The 14,837-nt window shown below is 65.4% G+C and carries 17 protein-coding genes; 13 read left to right on the top strand and 4 right to left on the bottom strand.

Translation table 11 applies throughout. The features are described from left to right. Nucleotides 1–96 precede the first annotated feature (96 nt). From MLE18_RS11125 to MLE18_RS11140, 4 genes are all read right to left on the bottom strand, one after another. Nucleotides 97–573, bottom strand: coding sequence for a FadR/GntR family transcriptional regulator (locus tag MLE18_RS11125; protein ID WP_243438874.1), 477 nt, complete (start codon nucleotides 571–573; stop codon nucleotides 97–99). Nucleotides 574–590: 17 nt separating this feature from the next. Beyond that, the gene (locus MLE18_RS11130; protein ID WP_243438875.1) at nucleotides 591–1,007 is read right to left on the bottom strand and encodes a hypothetical protein; all 417 of its coding nucleotides are present in this window, start codon (nucleotides 1,005–1,007) and stop codon (nucleotides 591–593) included. Nucleotides 1,008–1,100: 93 nt separating this feature from the next. Next, a complete protein-coding gene (locus MLE18_RS11135) occupies nucleotides 1,101–1,442 on the bottom strand; it encodes a DsrE family protein (RefSeq protein WP_243438876.1) in 342 nt (113 codons plus the stop codon). Between the two features lie 18 nt (nucleotides 1,443–1,460). Beyond that, nucleotides 1,461–2,195, bottom strand: coding sequence for an acyltransferase (locus MLE18_RS11140; protein WP_336605575.1), 735 nt, complete (start codon nucleotides 2,193–2,195; stop codon nucleotides 1,461–1,463). Between the two features lie 883 nt (nucleotides 2,196–3,078). On the opposite strand from MLE18_RS11140, the gene MLE18_RS11145 reads away from it, so the two are divergent. Genes MLE18_RS11145 through MLE18_RS11205 form a run of 13 tightly spaced genes read left to right on the top strand, consistent with a single transcriptional unit; the run spans nucleotide 3,079 to nucleotide 14,697 of the window. Continuing rightward, nucleotides 3,079–3,489, top strand: a complete 411-nt coding sequence (locus tag MLE18_RS11145; RefSeq protein WP_243438877.1) for an NADH-quinone oxidoreductase subunit A — start codon at nucleotides 3,079–3,081, stop codon at nucleotides 3,487–3,489. Next, the gene (locus MLE18_RS11150; protein ID WP_336605577.1) at nucleotides 3,486–4,034 is read left to right on the top strand and encodes an NADH-quinone oxidoreductase subunit B; all 549 of its coding nucleotides are present in this window, start codon (nucleotides 3,486–3,488) and stop codon (nucleotides 4,032–4,034) included. The genes MLE18_RS11145 and MLE18_RS11150 overlap by 4 nt, the downstream gene beginning before the upstream one ends. Before the next feature lie 2 nt (nucleotides 4,035–4,036). Continuing rightward, a complete protein-coding gene (locus tag MLE18_RS11155; protein ID WP_243438879.1) occupies nucleotides 4,037–4,648 on the top strand; it encodes an NADH-quinone oxidoreductase subunit C in 612 nt (203 codons plus the stop codon). After that, the gene (locus MLE18_RS11160) at nucleotides 4,645–5,763 is read left to right on the top strand and encodes an NADH-quinone oxidoreductase subunit D (protein WP_243438880.1); all 1,119 of its coding nucleotides are present in this window, start codon (nucleotides 4,645–4,647) and stop codon (nucleotides 5,761–5,763) included. Before MLE18_RS11155 ends, MLE18_RS11160 begins: the two co-directional genes overlap by 4 nt. 10 nt (nucleotides 5,764–5,773) lie before the next feature. Further along, nucleotides 5,774–6,766: an NADH-quinone oxidoreductase subunit NuoH gene (gene nuoH / locus MLE18_RS11165; RefSeq protein ID WP_243438881.1), complete on the top strand. Its 993-nt coding sequence runs from the start codon at nucleotides 5,774–5,776 to the stop codon at nucleotides 6,764–6,766. A gap of 2 nt (nucleotides 6,767–6,768) precedes the next feature. Further along, the gene (locus MLE18_RS11170; RefSeq protein WP_243438882.1) at nucleotides 6,769–7,212 is read left to right on the top strand and encodes a NuoI/complex I 23 kDa subunit family protein; all 444 of its coding nucleotides are present in this window, start codon (nucleotides 6,769–6,771) and stop codon (nucleotides 7,210–7,212) included. After that, a complete protein-coding gene (locus MLE18_RS11175) occupies nucleotides 7,209–7,784 on the top strand; it encodes an NADH-quinone oxidoreductase subunit J family protein (protein ID WP_243438883.1) in 576 nt (191 codons plus the stop codon). The genes MLE18_RS11170 and MLE18_RS11175 overlap by 4 nt, the downstream gene beginning before the upstream one ends. Further along, nucleotides 7,785–8,114 carry an NADH-quinone oxidoreductase subunit NuoK gene (gene nuoK / locus MLE18_RS11180; RefSeq protein WP_243438884.1) on the top strand — a complete coding sequence of 110 codons (330 nt, stop codon included), beginning with the start codon at nucleotides 7,785–7,787 and terminating at the stop codon, nucleotides 8,112–8,114. An 18-nt stretch (nucleotides 8,115–8,132) separates the two neighbouring features. Then, nucleotides 8,133–9,629, top strand: a complete 1,497-nt coding sequence (locus MLE18_RS11185) for a monovalent cation/H+ antiporter subunit D family protein (RefSeq protein ID WP_243438885.1) — start codon at nucleotides 8,133–8,135, stop codon at nucleotides 9,627–9,629. Next, a complete protein-coding gene (locus MLE18_RS11190; RefSeq protein WP_243438886.1) occupies nucleotides 9,626–9,877 on the top strand; it encodes a hypothetical protein in 252 nt (83 codons plus the stop codon). Before MLE18_RS11185 ends, MLE18_RS11190 begins: the two co-directional genes overlap by 4 nt. Next, a complete protein-coding gene (locus MLE18_RS11195; protein WP_243438887.1) occupies nucleotides 9,870–11,663 on the top strand; it encodes a Na(+)/H(+) antiporter subunit D in 1,794 nt (597 codons plus the stop codon). The genes MLE18_RS11190 and MLE18_RS11195 overlap by 8 nt, the downstream gene beginning before the upstream one ends. Before the next feature lie 51 nt (nucleotides 11,664–11,714). Continuing rightward, on the top strand, nucleotides 11,715–13,238 hold the full coding sequence (locus MLE18_RS11200; RefSeq protein ID WP_243438888.1) for an NADH-quinone oxidoreductase subunit M: 1,524 nt from the start codon (nucleotides 11,715–11,717) through the stop codon (nucleotides 13,236–13,238). 37 nt (nucleotides 13,239–13,275) lie between these two features. Continuing rightward, nucleotides 13,276–14,697, top strand: coding sequence for an NADH-quinone oxidoreductase subunit N (locus MLE18_RS11205; protein WP_243438889.1), 1,422 nt, complete (start codon nucleotides 13,276–13,278; stop codon nucleotides 14,695–14,697). The last annotated feature ends 140 nt before the right edge of the window (nucleotides 14,698–14,837 follow it).

Raw genomic sequence — 14,837 nt, forward strand, 5'->3', positions numbered from 1 at the left:
CGGCGGCAGCGTATCCGGACGCGCCGGGCATGAAAAAGCCCGGGGAGCCGCCTCCCCGGGCCACGTCATTCATGCAACAGCCGCCCGCGCCGCTTTTCAGCCGAAGGCTTGGGGCGCTACGGCGCTGCCTTCCACGCCCTGCAGGTGCTCCCGCATGGCTCGGGCGCTCGACTCGGGGTCGACCGCCTCCAGCCCCTGGACGATGCGCGCGTGGGCTTCAAGCGAGGCTGCGATCCGCTGCGGGCTCATCAGAGCTTCGTCCCTGCTCTCGGCCAGCAGGTCGTGGAGCATGGCCGCCACCTCCCAGAGCACCTCGTTGCCGGTGGCCTTGGCCAGGGCCATGTGGAAGCGGGTGTCCAGCGCCGGGAATTCGGCGGGGCCTGCCCGGCGTTGTTTCTCCAGGATGCGCCGGATGCGCTCCAGGTCCTCGGGGGAACGGCGCAACGCGGCCAGCGCGGCAACCTCGGGCTCCAGGATGAGCCGCAGCTCCATGACCTCGCGCACGCGCCCCGGGCGCTGCCCTGCCTGCCTCTCCAGCCGGCTCAGAAGCGCGGCGGTCTCCTTGCCGATCATACGCGCCTTCGCCGCGCCTACTCCACGCGCATCATCTTGTAGTTCTCGCTGCGGCCGGGATACTGCATGAGCACCTCGCCGTTCTCCACGTAGAATATCACACCGTCCACGCCGGAGGTCATGCGGTCGCCGTCGATGGTGAACTCGGCCCAGCCCTTGAAGGCGTTCTTCTTGTGGGAGTCGTAGTAGTAGTACACCGCGTACTTCTCCCCTTTCTTCACCAGCCAGTAATTGAACGCCCAGGGGTTGTTGATCCCGGCGGGAGGTATGCGCCGCCAGTGCCCCATGAGCAGCGGGTTGGGCGCGGCGATGACTTTGGCGGAGGCCGTCGGGGCGGTCTCGACGTCGGCTGGCTTGATGGGCGCGAGGCCCGCGCAGGCCGAACACATGAGCAGCACTGCCAGGACGAGGACGGACGCGAAATGTTTCAGCATGAGCTTCTCCTTGGCTTGAAACCGGTATCGGCGGGAACGCCTATATTTTCTTATGCCCACTGGCGGCGCAAACGTCAAAGCCCAAAGAATGGCTCAGGGCTTCACGTAGGCGTACCCCTCACCCTGCAGGCGCACCAGTTCGATGATGGCCGCCGGCACCACCTCGCACCCAGGAACGAGGAAATCCGGGAACAGGCTGAAGTCGTTCAGGGAATTGCCGCAGGCCCGCACCACGACGCCCTGCGCCATCAAGGCGGAGAGGCTGGCGGCATGGTCGGGGTTGGCCTTGCCCAGCAGTTGCACGGCCGGTCCGTTGGCCACCAGAACGATGGAGGCGGGAGCCCCGGACAGGGCCTTCAGGGCGTTGCCGGCGTTGCGCAGGGCCACGCCCAACCGGTCGTCGGCGGTATCCACATGGAGCAGAAGTTTGAACACGGTCCCCTCCGGGGCGGGTTAGGGTTTCTTCACCGCGGCCGGACGGCCGTCCTCCAGGGCGAACGCCTGCCCACAGGCCGCACAGGCGCAGGTGCCGTCCGCGCCGAAATCCAGGCGTTCCCCGCAGAAGCAGACCCAGCCCGCCTGCCGCGCGGGCACCCCCATGACCAGGGCGTGGGGCGCTACGTCCCCGGTGACCACCGCCCCGGCCGCCACCATGGCGTAGGCCCCGATCTCATGCCCGCAGACCACGGTGCTGTTGGCCCCCAGGGTCGCGCCCCGGCGCACCACCGTGGGGCGGTACTCGTGCCTGCGGCAGACGAAGGCCCGGGGGGTGAGCACGTTGGTGAACACGCAGGACGGCCCGCAGAACACGTCGTCCTCCAGGACCACGCCGTCGTAGATGGAGACGTTGTTCTGGATCTTCACACCGTTGCCGATGCGCGCCGTGCCCATCACGCAGACGTTCTGGCCCAGGGTGCAGCACTCCCCGATCTCGGCACCCGCTAGCACGTGGCAGAAATGCCAGATGCAGGTACCGCGGCCAACACGCGCGCCCTGGTCCACGCACGCGGTGGGATGCACCTGGGCGGTGGGATGCACGCCGTTTTCATCCGCCAGTGATGGCGTAGCGGGCGCATCCGCCGCGTCGTAGGGGAAGGGCTGCATGGTCCGGTGGTAGAGGGCATGCCCCCGGGTGTCAAGGCGGAGCGGCGGTCCCGGCGTGGCTCGGCGCACGGTGCGAACGTACACGCCCCCCGCGAGCCGTTCCTGATGCGCTCCGAGCCCCTTGAAGGCCGGCCGGCGCACCGACTGGCGCATCTATGTTTCATTTCGCGCCCATTTCCAACGCGAGCCGGGCGGAAAGCCCTCCGGCAAGCCCACATGCCCCCGTCCGACAGTTCCGAATGGAAAAAATGCCACACCGAACGTAACAAAATGCACACGCTCCGGGGCTGATCGGGCCCGGAAACAGAACCCTCCTAGCCCCCGAAGCACCCCGCAGGCCGCGCCAGTTCTGGCCAGCGAAATCCGGCAACCCTTTCGGCACGCGGCTTGCTGATGGGGTGACGGCTCCTGAGCGGGTCACCAGCGACTATAAAATATGGAATTGGAACCGTAGCGGATTCAAAATGAAAAGTTTGTTTCTCATGAATTCTTTCACAAAGCCCTCCCTGGGCAGTTTCTTGACAGAAAAGCCTAAGTGCTACCAATTACTGTTACCATGCCACCTTGCTGGCAACATCATGTTTTATAAATCTATTTTTCCATAACCCGCTCTGTTCGCGGCAGCCAGGGCCAGAGGGCCTAAACGCCTGCCGGCAAATTTTGAGATTGGGGTTGCATAACCCTTACAAGTGGAGCATAGTAGGTCAACCTCCCGGAATAAGAAGACTTGCCGGATTGCACGGCCTGTTGCGGATAAAAAATGTGGACTGTTGTTCTTGTACACAATTTTGCGACACGCCGGCACCATATGCACAGCATGACAAGGCACCCGGCGTTGAACCCGAGCGGCGCTGCCCGCGGCGTCCGCAGGCTCTTCGGCGTCCGATGCGCCGCCGGCGGCGCGCCGGCTCCGGGAAGCGCGGTTCCTTGAGCGGCCATTGAAGCGAACAGCAAGGAGTGACGTCTCGTGAACGAAAACGCCACGCTCGACCTTCTTTACGTCTTCGCCTTCTTCCTGGGCGGGCTGAGCTTCGCCCTGGGCCCGTTCGTCATCGTCTACTTTCTCTCGCCGCGCTCCACCCGGAGCACGCGCGGCCAGACCCGCCAGTTCATCGAATGCGGCGTGCCCCCCATCGGCGACGCCTGGATCAAGTTCGGCGTGGTCTACTACCTCTACGCGCTGATGTTCGTGGCCTTCGCGGTGGACATCCTGTTCCTGTTCCCGGTGGCCCTGGTCTACAACAAGCCGGGCCCAGTGGGCGACCTCCGCGCCTTCGTCGAGATACTGATCTTCGTGGCGATCCTCTCGCTGGTGATCCTCTACGCTTGGAAAAAGGGAGTGTTCAGGTGGCAACGCAAGACGTTCTCCAATCGATAGTGCACTTCTCGCAGCTCGACAAACTCGTCGCGCTGTGCCGGGCCAACTCCCTGTGGCCCATGACCTTCGGCCTGGCCTGCTGCGCCATCGAGATGATGGCCACGGGCGCCTCCCGGTTCGACCTGGCGCGCTTCGGGGCCGAGGTGTTCCGCCCCTCGCCCAGGCAGAGCGACGTGATGATCGTCACCGGGACCATCAACAAGAAGATGGCTCCGGCCGTCCAGACCCTCTACGATCAGATGCCCGAGCCCAAGTGGGTCATCGCCATGGGCAACTGCGCCATCTCCGGCGGGCCCTTCGTGTTCGAGGGGCAGTACAACGTGGTGGAGGGCGCCTCCAAGCTCTTCCCGGTGGACGTGTTCATCCCCGGATGCCCGCCCAGGCCCGAGGCCCTCATCGAGGGCATCCTGCTGCTCGAGGAGAAGATGACCGGCACGCGCCGCTGGCCCCGCGTGGTGGTGGACCCCATGCCCCGCCAGCCCCTGCCCCCCGAGGATGAAGACCAGGGCGAGCCCGCAACCGACACCAAGGCGGAGGCCAGCTGAACATGGACGCAGACACCCTCAAGCAGAGGCTCGCGGCGCTGCCCTCCGCCGCCGTGCAGGAGCTCGACCACGCCCGCAGGGGTTTCTCCCTGGACGTGAGCCTGCCCCCCGCGCAGCTGGTGGCCGCCGTGCGGATTTTGGACGAGGCCGGATACTTCATCGAGACCATCACCGGGGTGGACTGGCTGGGCGAGAACGCCGCCAAGATAAAGGAAGCCCAGGCCGCCGCCGCTGCCAAGAAGGCGGCCGCCGCCAAGAAGGCCGCCGAGGCCCGCAAAGCAGCCGAAGAGGCCGGGGAGCCCCTGCCCGAGGAAGCCGCCGCTGAAGAACCGGAGGCCGAGGCCGCCCCGCCCGAGCCCGCCGTGGACGACATGGAGGCCATCTACGATTTCAACCGCTACGACCGCTGCCACCGGGTGACCCTGCGCACCCGCACCCCCCGGGACAAGCCCTCGGTGCCCAGCATCGCCAACATCTACCAAGCGGCGCACTGGCACGAGCGCGAGACCCACGACTTCTTCGGCATCGTCTTCGAGGGCCACGGCTACCTGGTGCCCCTGCTGCTGCCCGAGGACGCCGACTACCACCCCCTCCGCAAGGACTACAGCGCATGACAGCCATCGCCCAAAGCGCGAGCAACGAGACTTTCGTCCTGAACCTGGGGCCGCAGCATCCCGCCACGCACGGCGTGCTGCGCGTGAAGCTGGTCATGGACGGGGAGTACATCGTCGAGGCCGAGCCCGTGCTGGGCTACATCCACCGCATGCACGAGAAGATGGGCGAAAACCGGACCTGGGCGCAGTTCCTGCCCAACACCGGGCGCATGGATTACCTGCACGCCCTGGCCTACAACCACAACTACGTCTGCCTGGTGGAGCGCGCCGCCGGCATCGAGGTGCCCGAGCGCGCCGAGTACATCCGGGTCATCACCAACGAGCTCAACCGCATCTCCAGCCACCTGCTCTGGTTCGGGGCCTTCGTGCTGGACCTGGGCGGCTTCTCCCCCCTGCTGTACGCCTTCGACGACAGGGAGCAGATCCTGGACCTGCTGGAAGCCGTCACCGGGTCGCGCCTGACCTACTGCTACTACCGCTTCGGCGGCGTCTACAACGACGTGGACCAGGACTTCCTGGACGGCTCCAAGGCCTTCGTGGCCCGGCTGCGCGAGCGCATGCCCATGTACCACAACCTGGTCACCAAGAACATCATACTGATGAAGCGCCTGCAGGACATCGGCTTCATCGACGCCGAGATGTGCCGCAAGTACGGGGCCACCGGCCCGGTGGCCAGGGGGGCGGGCATCGACTTCGACGTGCGCCGCCACGAGCCCTACTCCGTCTACCCCCGCTTCGACTTCGACATCCCCGTGTACTCCGGCTGCGACTCCATGGCCCGGTACATGGTGCGCATGGACGAGATGGAGCAGAGCATGCGCATCATCGAGCAGGCCGTGGGCTCCATCCCCGAAGGCCCGGTCATGGCCGCCAAGGCGCCCAAGACCATCAAGCCGCCCAAGGGCGACTACTACCACGCGGTGGAGACCGCGCGCGGTTCCTTCGGCATCCGCGCCGTCAGCGACGGCACCAACACGCCCTACAGGATGAAGCTGCGCACCCCGAGCTTCTCCAACCTGGTGACCTTCGGCGAGGCCGCCAAGGGGATGCTCCTGCCCGACGCCCTGGCGCTGATGGGCAGCCTGGACCTGGTCATACCCGAGATCGACCGCTGAGGTGGGCAATATGACGATCGACCCCGAACTGTTGCGGCTTCTGCTCTACCTTGTGGGCTTCATCGCCTTCATCGCCACCAACGCCGCCTATCTGGTCTGGCTGGAGCGCAAGGAGGCGGGGCACATCCAGTGCCGCATAGGCCCCAAGGAGGTCGGCCCCTTCGGCCTGCTCCAGCCCGTTGCCGACGGCCTCAAGCTCATGACCAAGCAGCTGATCATCCCCAAGGGGGCGGACTCCTTCCTGTTCCGCCTGGGCCCCGTGCTGGTGATGACGCCCGCCGTGATGTGCTTCGTGACCATCCCCTACAGCGACACCATCGTGGCCCGTAACCTGGACGTGGGGCTGCTGGCCATCTTCGCCTTCGCCTCGGTGAACGTGCTGGGCCTGCTGCTAGGCGCGTGGGGCTCGCGCAACAAGTACGCCGTGATCTCGGCCGCGCGCGTGGTCTCGCAGAACGTGGCCTACGAAATTCCGATGCTCATCGTCATCGTGACCATGGTCATGGTCACCGGGACCATGAACCTGCACGAGGTGGTCACCACCCAACTGGGCGGATTCTGGCACTGGAACGTGTTCCGCTTCACGGCCAGCCCGCTGATGCCCGTGGCCTTCCTGATCTACTTCGTGTGCATGCTGGCCGAGACCAACCGCGCACCCTTCGACATGGCCGAGGCCGAGAGCGAGCTCATCGCGGGCGCCTTCACCGAATACCCGGGCATGGGCTTCGGCGTGTTCTTCATGGGCGAGTACGCCAACATCGTGGTGGGCACGAGCATGGCCACCATCCTGTTCCTGGGCGGCTGGGACTGCCCCTTCGGGCTCTGGCCGGGCCTGCACTGGTTCCTGATCAAGATGTACGCGCTGATCTTCACCGTGATCTGGATCAGGTGGACCTTCCCACGGACCACGTTCTATTCGCTGCTGAACCTCTCCTGGAAGGTGCTGATCCCCGTGGCCTTCGCCAACCTGATCCTCACCAGCGCGCTGCTCAAGGTGCTCTAGCCATGAAAGCCTACATCAGAGACATCGTAAACGGCACGTGGAGCCTGCTGGTGGGCATGACCATCACCATCAGGTACTTCTTCGGCCCCGTGGTCACGCTGCAGTACCCGCACCAGACCGTGCCCATGAAGCCGCGCTTCCGGGGCCACATCGACCTGGTGCTCGACGAGCGCAAGGGCACCAACAAGTGCATCGTGTGCAACGCCTGCATGAAGACCTGCCCCTCGGGTTGCATCACCCTGGAAGGCGAGAAGCGCGAGGGCGTGAAGCAGAAGGTGCTCACCTACTACCAGCTGGACTTCACCAAGTGCAGCCTCTGCGGCCTGTGCGTCGAGGTCTGCCCCACGGCGGCCCTCGACTTCTCCAAGGACTACAACCTGGTGGGGTCGCAGGAATCCGAATTCGTCTTCGACCTGCTCAAGCGGCTGGAGGAACGCAAGCAATGACCACGCAGACCTTCCCCGCGGAGGCCCTGACGGGCTTTCTGCTGCTGCCCCCCGGGCTCACGGCTTCGCAGGCCCTGGCGGGGCTGCTCTTCCTGGGCTTCGTGGCCATCACCCTGGCCGGAGCCGTGGTGGCCACCGGGGCGCGCAGGCTGGTGCGCAGCGTCGCCGGGCTGGCCCTGTGCTTCCTGGGCGTGGCCGGCCTCTACTACTACCTCGCAAGCCCCTTCGTGGCCCTGATGCAGATACTTATCTACATCGGCGCGGTGTGCGTCACCATCATCTTCGCGGTGATGCTGGCCGAGACCGCCGACCAGGAGCGCCAGGTGGAGCGCAAGCCCGTGATGGTCTTCCTGGGCCTTGCCGGCAGCGCCGCGATCACGGCCGCCCTGGCCTGGGTGGCGCTGGGCACGAAATGGACCGGGGCGCCCGCCGCCCCCGAGGCCGGGTCGCTCGAAAAGGTGGGCCAGTCCCTGCTGACCACCTACAGCATGAGCTTCGAGCTCATCTCCGTGGTGCTGCTGGTGGCCATCGTGGGCTCGCTGGTGCTGGCGCGGGCCGGGAGGGACAAGTAGATGATCCAGATCCTGAACCTGGGCGGCAGCCTGGAGACCTACCTGGTCCTGGGGGCCCTGCTCTTCGGCTTCGGCCTCTTCGGCATGGCCCTGCGCAAGACCTTCATCGGCATGCTCATCGCCTCTGAGCTGATCCTCTCCGGGGCCTCGGTGAACTTCATGGCCTTCAACCACTTCCTCGCGCCGGACCCCACGGTGGGGCAGATCATCACCCTGTTCATCATGGCCATCGCCGCGGCCGAGGCCGCCATCGCGCTGAGCATCATCATCGCCATCTACCGCAACTACCGCTCCATCGACGCCGACACCCCGGCGGAGCTGAAGGGTTAGCGGACAGGAGAGCCCGCCATGGACAGCGTCGAATCCATCAAGCCTTTGGCAGCCAGCCTGGCGGCCCTCGTGGGGGCCATGCTGGTGATGCTCTCGGGCCGCAACCCCAACATCAGGGAGTCGTGGTCCAGCGTGGCCTCCCTGGTGATGTTCGCCATCATCATGTCCATCGTGCCGGACGTGGCCCCCGCGCCCCTGGGCAAGGGCCAGACCCTGCACTACACCCTGTTCAGCATCCTGCCGGGGCTCTCGGTGACCTTCCGGGCGGACGCCTTCTCCATGGTCTTCGCCATGGTGGCCTCCTTCCTGTGGATCATCGCGGTGTTCTACTCGGCGGGCTACATGAGGGGCCTGCACGAGCACGCCCAGACCCGCTTCAACACCTGCTTCGCCCTCTCGCTGTTCGGGGCCGTGGGCGTGGCCTTCTCGGACAACCTGTTCACCCTCTACCTCTACTACGAGATCGTGAGCGTCTGCACCTACCCCCTGGTCGCACACCACCAGGACGAGGAGGGCTACGAAGGGGCCAAGAAGTACATCGTCTACCTGACCACCACGGCCAAGGGCCTGATCCTGCCGGCCATGATCGTCATCTACGTGCTCACCGGCACCCTGGACTTCGCCAACAACATCCACACCGGCATCTTCCCCCAGGGCGTAAGCGACACCCTGGTGACCATCCTCTACTGGTGCTGCATCCTCGGCTTCGCCAAGAACGGCATCATGCCGTTCCACAACTGGCTGCCCGGGGCCATGGTCGCGCCCACGCCGGTCTCCGCGCTGCTGCACGCGGTGGCGGTGGTCAAGGTTGGCGTGTTCTGCACCACGCGCGTCATGCTCTACGTCTTCGGCACGGACCTCATGGGCGCGCTGAACCTGGGCGTGCCCACGGCGTACTTCGTCTCCTTCACCATCCTGGCGGCCTCGATCATCGCCCTCACCAAGGACAACCTGAAGGCGCGCCTCGCCTACTCCACGGTGAGCCAGCTCTCCTACATCGTGCTGGGCGTGGCACTGCTCACGGTTGACGGCATCCAGGGCGGCATCGTGCACATCGCCAACCACGCCTTCTCCAAGATCACGCTCTTCTTCTGCGCGGGCGCCATCTACGTGGCCACGCACAAGAAATACATCTCCGAGATGGGGGGGCTCGGGCGCACCATGCCCTTCACCTTCGGGGCCTTCGCCATCGCCTCGCTCTCCATGATCGGCGCGCCGCCCGTTGCGGGCTTCGTGACCAAATGGAAGCTGCTGGTGGGGGCCATGGAGATGCCCGCGCACTCCATGGGCATCCTGCTGGTGCTGCTGGCCAGTACGCTCCTGAACGTGGCCTACTTCGCCCCGGTGACCTACAAGGCCTTCTTCGGCAAGCGGCCCCAGGGCGAGGTTTCAGCAGGCATCAAGGAGGCCCCGCTCTCCATGGTCATCCCGATCCTGATCGCGGCGGCCATCTCCGTGTACATAGGCATCTTCCCCGACACCATCATGCTCTTCGTCAAGGCGGTGACCGGATGATCGTCAAATTCATCGACTTCCTGCGCGACCGGCTCACCCTGGTGATCCGGTGCTGCGTGGGCGTGCTGGCCCTGGTGGTGCTCTGGGACGCGGTCTTCGTGTCCAAGGAGCACGCCCACACGATGGCGGAGCGCATCCCGGGCTTCTGGTCGCTGTTCGGTTTCGCGGCCTGCGTGATCATCATCATCTTCTCCAAGTGGTACGGCCACCTGGGGATCATGACCCGCGAGGACTACTACGATGACTGATCTCTGGATCCACCCCTCGCTGATTCTCATCGCGGGCGCGCTGCTCTTGCAGATCACCCCCAAGGCGATGCGCAAGGCCGTGCTGATCGCGGTGCCGGTGCTGGCCTTCCTGGACGTGCTCTCCATGCAGGGGCACTTCGGGGTCTACGGGCAGGCCCGCTTCCTGGACTGGACGCTCACCTTCGGGCGGGTTGACGGCCTGAGCATGGTCTTCGCCTACATCATGACGCTCATGTGCATCATCGGCACCATCTACGGGCTGCACGTGGAGAACACCTGGGAGCACATGGCCGCGTGGATCTACGTGGCCGGGTCGCTCGGCGTGATCTTCTGCGGGGACTACCTGGTGCTGTTCCTGTTCTGGGAGGTGATGGCCTTCTCCTCGGTGTTCCTGGTCTGGTTCCGGGGGCGCAAGGAGTCACTGGCCACGGGCTACCGCTACCTCCTGGTGCACACGGCGGGCGGGCTCATGCTGCTGGCCGGGCTGGTGCTGCGCTACCAGGCAACCGGGGGCGACATCTCCTTCGGGCCCATCGGCGTGGGCGACCCGCAGCTCTACACCTGGCTGATCATGGCGGGCTTCATCCTGAACGCCGCCGTGCCCCCGCTGCACGCCTGGCTGCCCGACGCCTACGGCGAGGCCACGGTCTCGGGCGCGGTGTTCATGTGCGCCTTCACCACCAAGACGGCGGTCTACGCCCTGGCGCGCGGCTTCGCTGGCATGGAGATCCTGGTGCCCCTGGGCGTGTGCATGGCCCTCTACGGCGTCGTGTACGCGGTGCTCGAGAACGACGCCCGGCGGCTGCTGGCCTACCACATCATCAGCCAGGTGGGGTACATGGTGGCGGGCGTGGGCCTGGGCTCGCAGATGGCCATCAACGGCGCCTGCGCGCACGCCTTCGCGCACATCCTCTACAAGGGCCTCCTGTTCATGGGCTGCGGCTCGGTGCTGCAGATGACGGGCAAGAGCAAATTCTCCGAACTGGGCGGGCTCTACAAGAAGATGCCCCGCGCCTTCATCTTCACGCTCATAGGGGGCCTCTCGATCTCGGCCTTCCCTCTGTTCAGCGGCTTCGTGAGCAAGTCCATGATCGTGGCCGCGGGCTTCGAGCAGCACAACCTCTGGGCCGCCTTCCTGCTGATGCTGGCATCTGCGGGCACCTTCCTGCACACGGGCCTCAAGGTCCCCTATTACATCTGGTTCGGGAAGAACAACTGCAGCCAGGAGACCTGGGAAAAGGCCAAGGACCCGCCGTTGAACATGCAGGCGGCCATGCTCATCGCCTCCTTCCTGTGCATCTTCATCGGCTGCTACACGCCCTATCTGTACGAGATGCTGCCCTACCCGGACGTGGCCGCGAAGTACCACCCCTACGACACCTACCACCTGTCCGAGACGCTGCAGATCCTGCTGTTCACGGCCCTGGGCTTCTTCCTGCTGCTCAAGAAGCTCACGCCCGAGGCGGTCATCAGCCTGGACATGGACTGGTTCTACCGCATGGGCGGACGCGCCTTCTTCTGGCTGGCGCGCAAGCCCGTCCAATCCGCAGACGACACAGTGAGCGAGGCCTACAACACCATCGGGCTCATCCCGCTGATGAAGACCTCGCGCTTCTGGTCCTGGTTCGACTGGAACATCCTCGACGGCGTGATCGACGGCACCGCGAGGGGCGTGCGCGAAACGGGCGGCGTGCTGCGCGGGGCGCAGGCCGGACGCCTGCAGTACAACATCATCCTGATGCTGGCGGTGGTCGCCGTGGTGCTCGTCGTCCTGGCCACGGCCTGAGCCCGTGAAGCCCTGGCCGTGCCTCGATCTCATTGAGCAAGGAGCGTGGGAATGGACTTTCTGACCATGAATACATTCGGGTTCCCGATCCTCTCCATACTGATCTTCCTGCCGTTGGCGGGGGCGGTGGTGGCCCTGGTGCTGCCGGGCGAGAACACGGTGAAGGTGTGGACCCTGCTCGTCACCCTGGCCGTGGCGGCCCTCTCCCTGCCGGTGTGGGGGCGCTTCGACACCACGTCGCACCTCTACCAGTTCGGGGAGCACGCCGCCTGGATACCCACGCTGAACATCAACTACACCCTGGGCGTGGACGGCATCTCGATCCTGCTGGTGATGATGACCACCCTGATCATGCCGCTGTGCGTGCTGGGCTCCTGGCGCTACATCACCACGCGGGTGCGCGAGTTCATGATCTGCCTGCTCATCATGGAGACCTCCATGCTGGGCGTGTTCATGGCGCTGGACCTGGTGCTCTTCTACGTGCTCTGGGAGGCCATGCTCATCCCCATGTACCTGCTCATCGCGGTCTGGGGCGGCCCCCGCAAGACCTACGCCTCCATCAAGTTCTTCCTGTACACGCTGGCCGGGTCGGTGCTGCTGCTGGTCGCCATCGTGGCGCTCTACATCAGCCAGGGCACCTTCAGCATCCCGGCGCTCATGGGCCAGAACTACTCGGCAACCTTCCAACTCTACGTGTTCCTGGCCTTCTTCATCGCCTTCGCCATCAAGGTGCCCATGTTCCCCTTTCACACCTGGTTGCCCGCGGCCCACGTGGAGGCTCCGACGGCGGGCTCGGTCATCCTGGCCTCGGTGCTCCTGAAGATGGGCACCTACGGCTTCCTGCGCTTCTGCCTGCCCATCACACCGGCGGCCACGGTGGGGCTGATGCCCTTCCTGCAATGGCTCTCGGTGGCGGGCATCCTCTACGGCGGGTTCACGGCCCTGGCCCAGCAGGACATGAAGAAGCTCATCGCCTACTCCTCGGTGGGCCACATGGGCTTTGTGACCCTGGGCATCTTCGCGCTCAACCAGCGCGGCATCGAGGGCGCGGTGCTGCAGATGATCAACCACGGCGTCACCACCGGCGCGCTGTTCTTCTGCGTGGGCATGGTCTACGAGCGCAGCCACAGCCGCGAGCTGGCGGCCGCCGCGGGGCTGGGCCGCTTCATGCCCATCTACGTCACCTTCCTGACCTTCTTCTCGCTCTCGTCCCTGGCCTTCCCGGGCACCAACAGCTTCGTGGGCGAGTTCATGATCCTGGCGGGGGCCTTCTTCAACAACAAGATCGTGGCCGCCTGCGCCATCCCCGGCGCGGTGCTGGCCGCGGCCTACATGTTCAGGATGCTCCAGCGCGTGATCTGGGGCGGCACGGCCAACCCGGACCAGTCCAAGATGCCGGACCTCAACTGGCGCGAGGCCGTGACCCTGGCCCCGCTGCTCGTCTTCGTGTTCTGGATCGGCCTGGCCCCCGAGCCCTTCCTCAAGGCCATACGCCCGAGCATAACCAACCTCATCGCGCAGACCGCCTACACGGCCCAGAACTCGCTGGCGCTCACCGAGATGATGCCGCGCTGAACGGACACCACCAGGACTTACAAACCAAGGCCAACATATGAACGCACTGCTCTTCGCTCCTGAACTGGTCCTCATCATAGGCGGGCTCGTGGTCTTCGGCCTGAGCATGGTCACAGCGCCCCCGGGGGCGGTCAGGAAGGTCACCCTGGCCCTGGCCCTGTGCAACATCGCGGCCTGCGTGATCGCCCTGCCGCAGCAAGGGAGCCTGTTCTACGACGCCTACCGGGTGGACCTGTTCTCCCAGATCGTGAAGCTGGCCCTGGCCACGGGCTTCGGGGTGGTGCTGCTCTTCGGCACGGACCTCAAGGACGTGGCCGAGGACATCCGGCCGGAGTACTACTTCTTCCTGATAACCAGCATGCTGGGGCTGAACCTGCTGGCCAGCAGCGTGGAGCTTCTGACCCTGTTCCTGTCGCTCGAGCTGTCGTCCTACTCGCTGTACCTGCTGGTGCCCATGCGCGACGAGCGCGGCGGCCTGCGGGAGCAGATGGAGGCGGCGGTCAAGTACATCCTGTTCGGCGTGGTGGCCACGGGCATCATGCTCTTCGGCATGAGCTACGTGTTCGGGCTCACCGGCACCACCTACCTGTACAAGCTTTTGCCGGCCATGCACGCCGTGATGGGCCAGCCCGTGGCCTGGGTGGCGCTCATCATGATGCTGTGCGGGTTCCTGTTCAAGCTGGCGGTGTTCCCGTTCCACTTCTGGTCGCCGGACGTGTACCAGGGGGCCTCCAACGACACCACGGCCTTCATCGCCTCCATCCCCAAGGTGGCGGCGGTGGCCATCCTGGCCCGGTTCTGCGCCCTCTCCACCCCCGAGACCCAGGCCGTGATCACCACGCTCACGGCGCTCTCCATCGCCTCCATGTTCTACGGCAACCTGGTGGCCCTGGTGCAGACGGACATCAAGCGCATGCTGGGCTTCTCCGGCATCGCCCATGCGGGCTACATCCTGCTGGGCTTCGTGACCATGCAGGCCCTGGGCTTCGCCACCGCGCTCTACTACGTGGCGGGCTATCTTGTGATGATGCTGGCGGCCTTCCTGGTGATCTGCACGGTGTCGCCCACCGGAGCCAACGTCACCATCAAGGACTTGAACGGCCTGCACAAGCGCTCGCCGCTTCTGGCCTTCACCCTGGCGGTGAGCATGTTCGCCCTGGCGGGCATCCCGCCCTTCGTGGGCTTCATGGGCAAGTTCATGCTGCTCACCGGGGCCTACAAGGCCGGGCACCTGATGCTTGTCATCATGGCGGCGATCAACACGGCCATCTCCATCTACTACTACCTGCAGGTGGTGCGGGCCATCTACACCGTGCCCCCGCAGAGCGAGGCCTCCATCGGGCTGGAGCCGGGCGTGCAGGTGGCCAGCGTGTTCCTGCTGGCCGCGATCATCGCCCTGGGCCTGGCCCCCGAAGCCATCGTGCAGATGACCTCCACCGCGGTGAAGGCCATCATGTAGTTATTCGCGCCGCCCGCGCCTCACAAAAACCCGGCCCCTGCAGGCGTATGCCTGCAGGGGCCGGCTTTTTATAAGCTCGATCATTCCGTCCCTGCGCGGCGAGCCAAAACCGCCGCCGCAGATAGGGTCCCCAAACGGGA

It is taken from the genome of Fundidesulfovibrio soli (genome assembly GCF_022808695.1).
Lineage (GTDB): Bacteria > Desulfobacterota > Desulfovibrionia > Desulfovibrionales > Desulfovibrionaceae > Fundidesulfovibrio > Fundidesulfovibrio soli.

Bases quoted from the DNA above. Each gene is read 5' to 3' on its own strand.
- MLE18_RS11125 (WP_243438874.1), bottom strand. From the start codon at position 573: ATGATCGGCAAGGAGACCGCCGCGCTTCTGAGCCGGCTGGAGAGGCAG.
- MLE18_RS11130 (WP_243438875.1), bottom strand. From the start codon at position 1,007: ATGCTGAAACATTTCGCGTCCGTCCTCGTCCTGGCAGTGCTGCTCATG.
- MLE18_RS11155 (WP_243438879.1), top strand. From the start codon at position 4,037: ATGGACGCAGACACCCTCAAGCAGAGGCTCGCGGCGCTGCCCTCCGCC.
- MLE18_RS11160 (WP_243438880.1), top strand. From the start codon at position 4,645: ATGACAGCCATCGCCCAAAGCGCGAGCAACGAGACTTTCGTCCTGAAC.
- nuoH (WP_243438881.1), top strand. From the start codon at position 5,774: ATGACGATCGACCCCGAACTGTTGCGGCTTCTGCTCTACCTTGTGGGC.
- MLE18_RS11170 (WP_243438882.1), top strand. From the start codon at position 6,769: ATGAAAGCCTACATCAGAGACATCGTAAACGGCACGTGGAGCCTGCTG.
- MLE18_RS11175 (WP_243438883.1), top strand. From the start codon at position 7,209: ATGACCACGCAGACCTTCCCCGCGGAGGCCCTGACGGGCTTTCTGCTG.
- nuoK (WP_243438884.1), top strand. From the start codon at position 7,785: ATGATCCAGATCCTGAACCTGGGCGGCAGCCTGGAGACCTACCTGGTC.
- MLE18_RS11185 (WP_243438885.1), top strand. From the start codon at position 8,133: ATGGACAGCGTCGAATCCATCAAGCCTTTGGCAGCCAGCCTGGCGGCC.
- MLE18_RS11190 (WP_243438886.1), top strand. From the start codon at position 9,626: ATGATCGTCAAATTCATCGACTTCCTGCGCGACCGGCTCACCCTGGTG.
- MLE18_RS11195 (WP_243438887.1), top strand. From the start codon at position 9,870: ATGACTGATCTCTGGATCCACCCCTCGCTGATTCTCATCGCGGGCGCG.
- MLE18_RS11200 (WP_243438888.1), top strand. From the start codon at position 11,715: ATGGACTTTCTGACCATGAATACATTCGGGTTCCCGATCCTCTCCATA.
- MLE18_RS11205 (WP_243438889.1), top strand. From the start codon at position 13,276: ATGAACGCACTGCTCTTCGCTCCTGAACTGGTCCTCATCATAGGCGGG.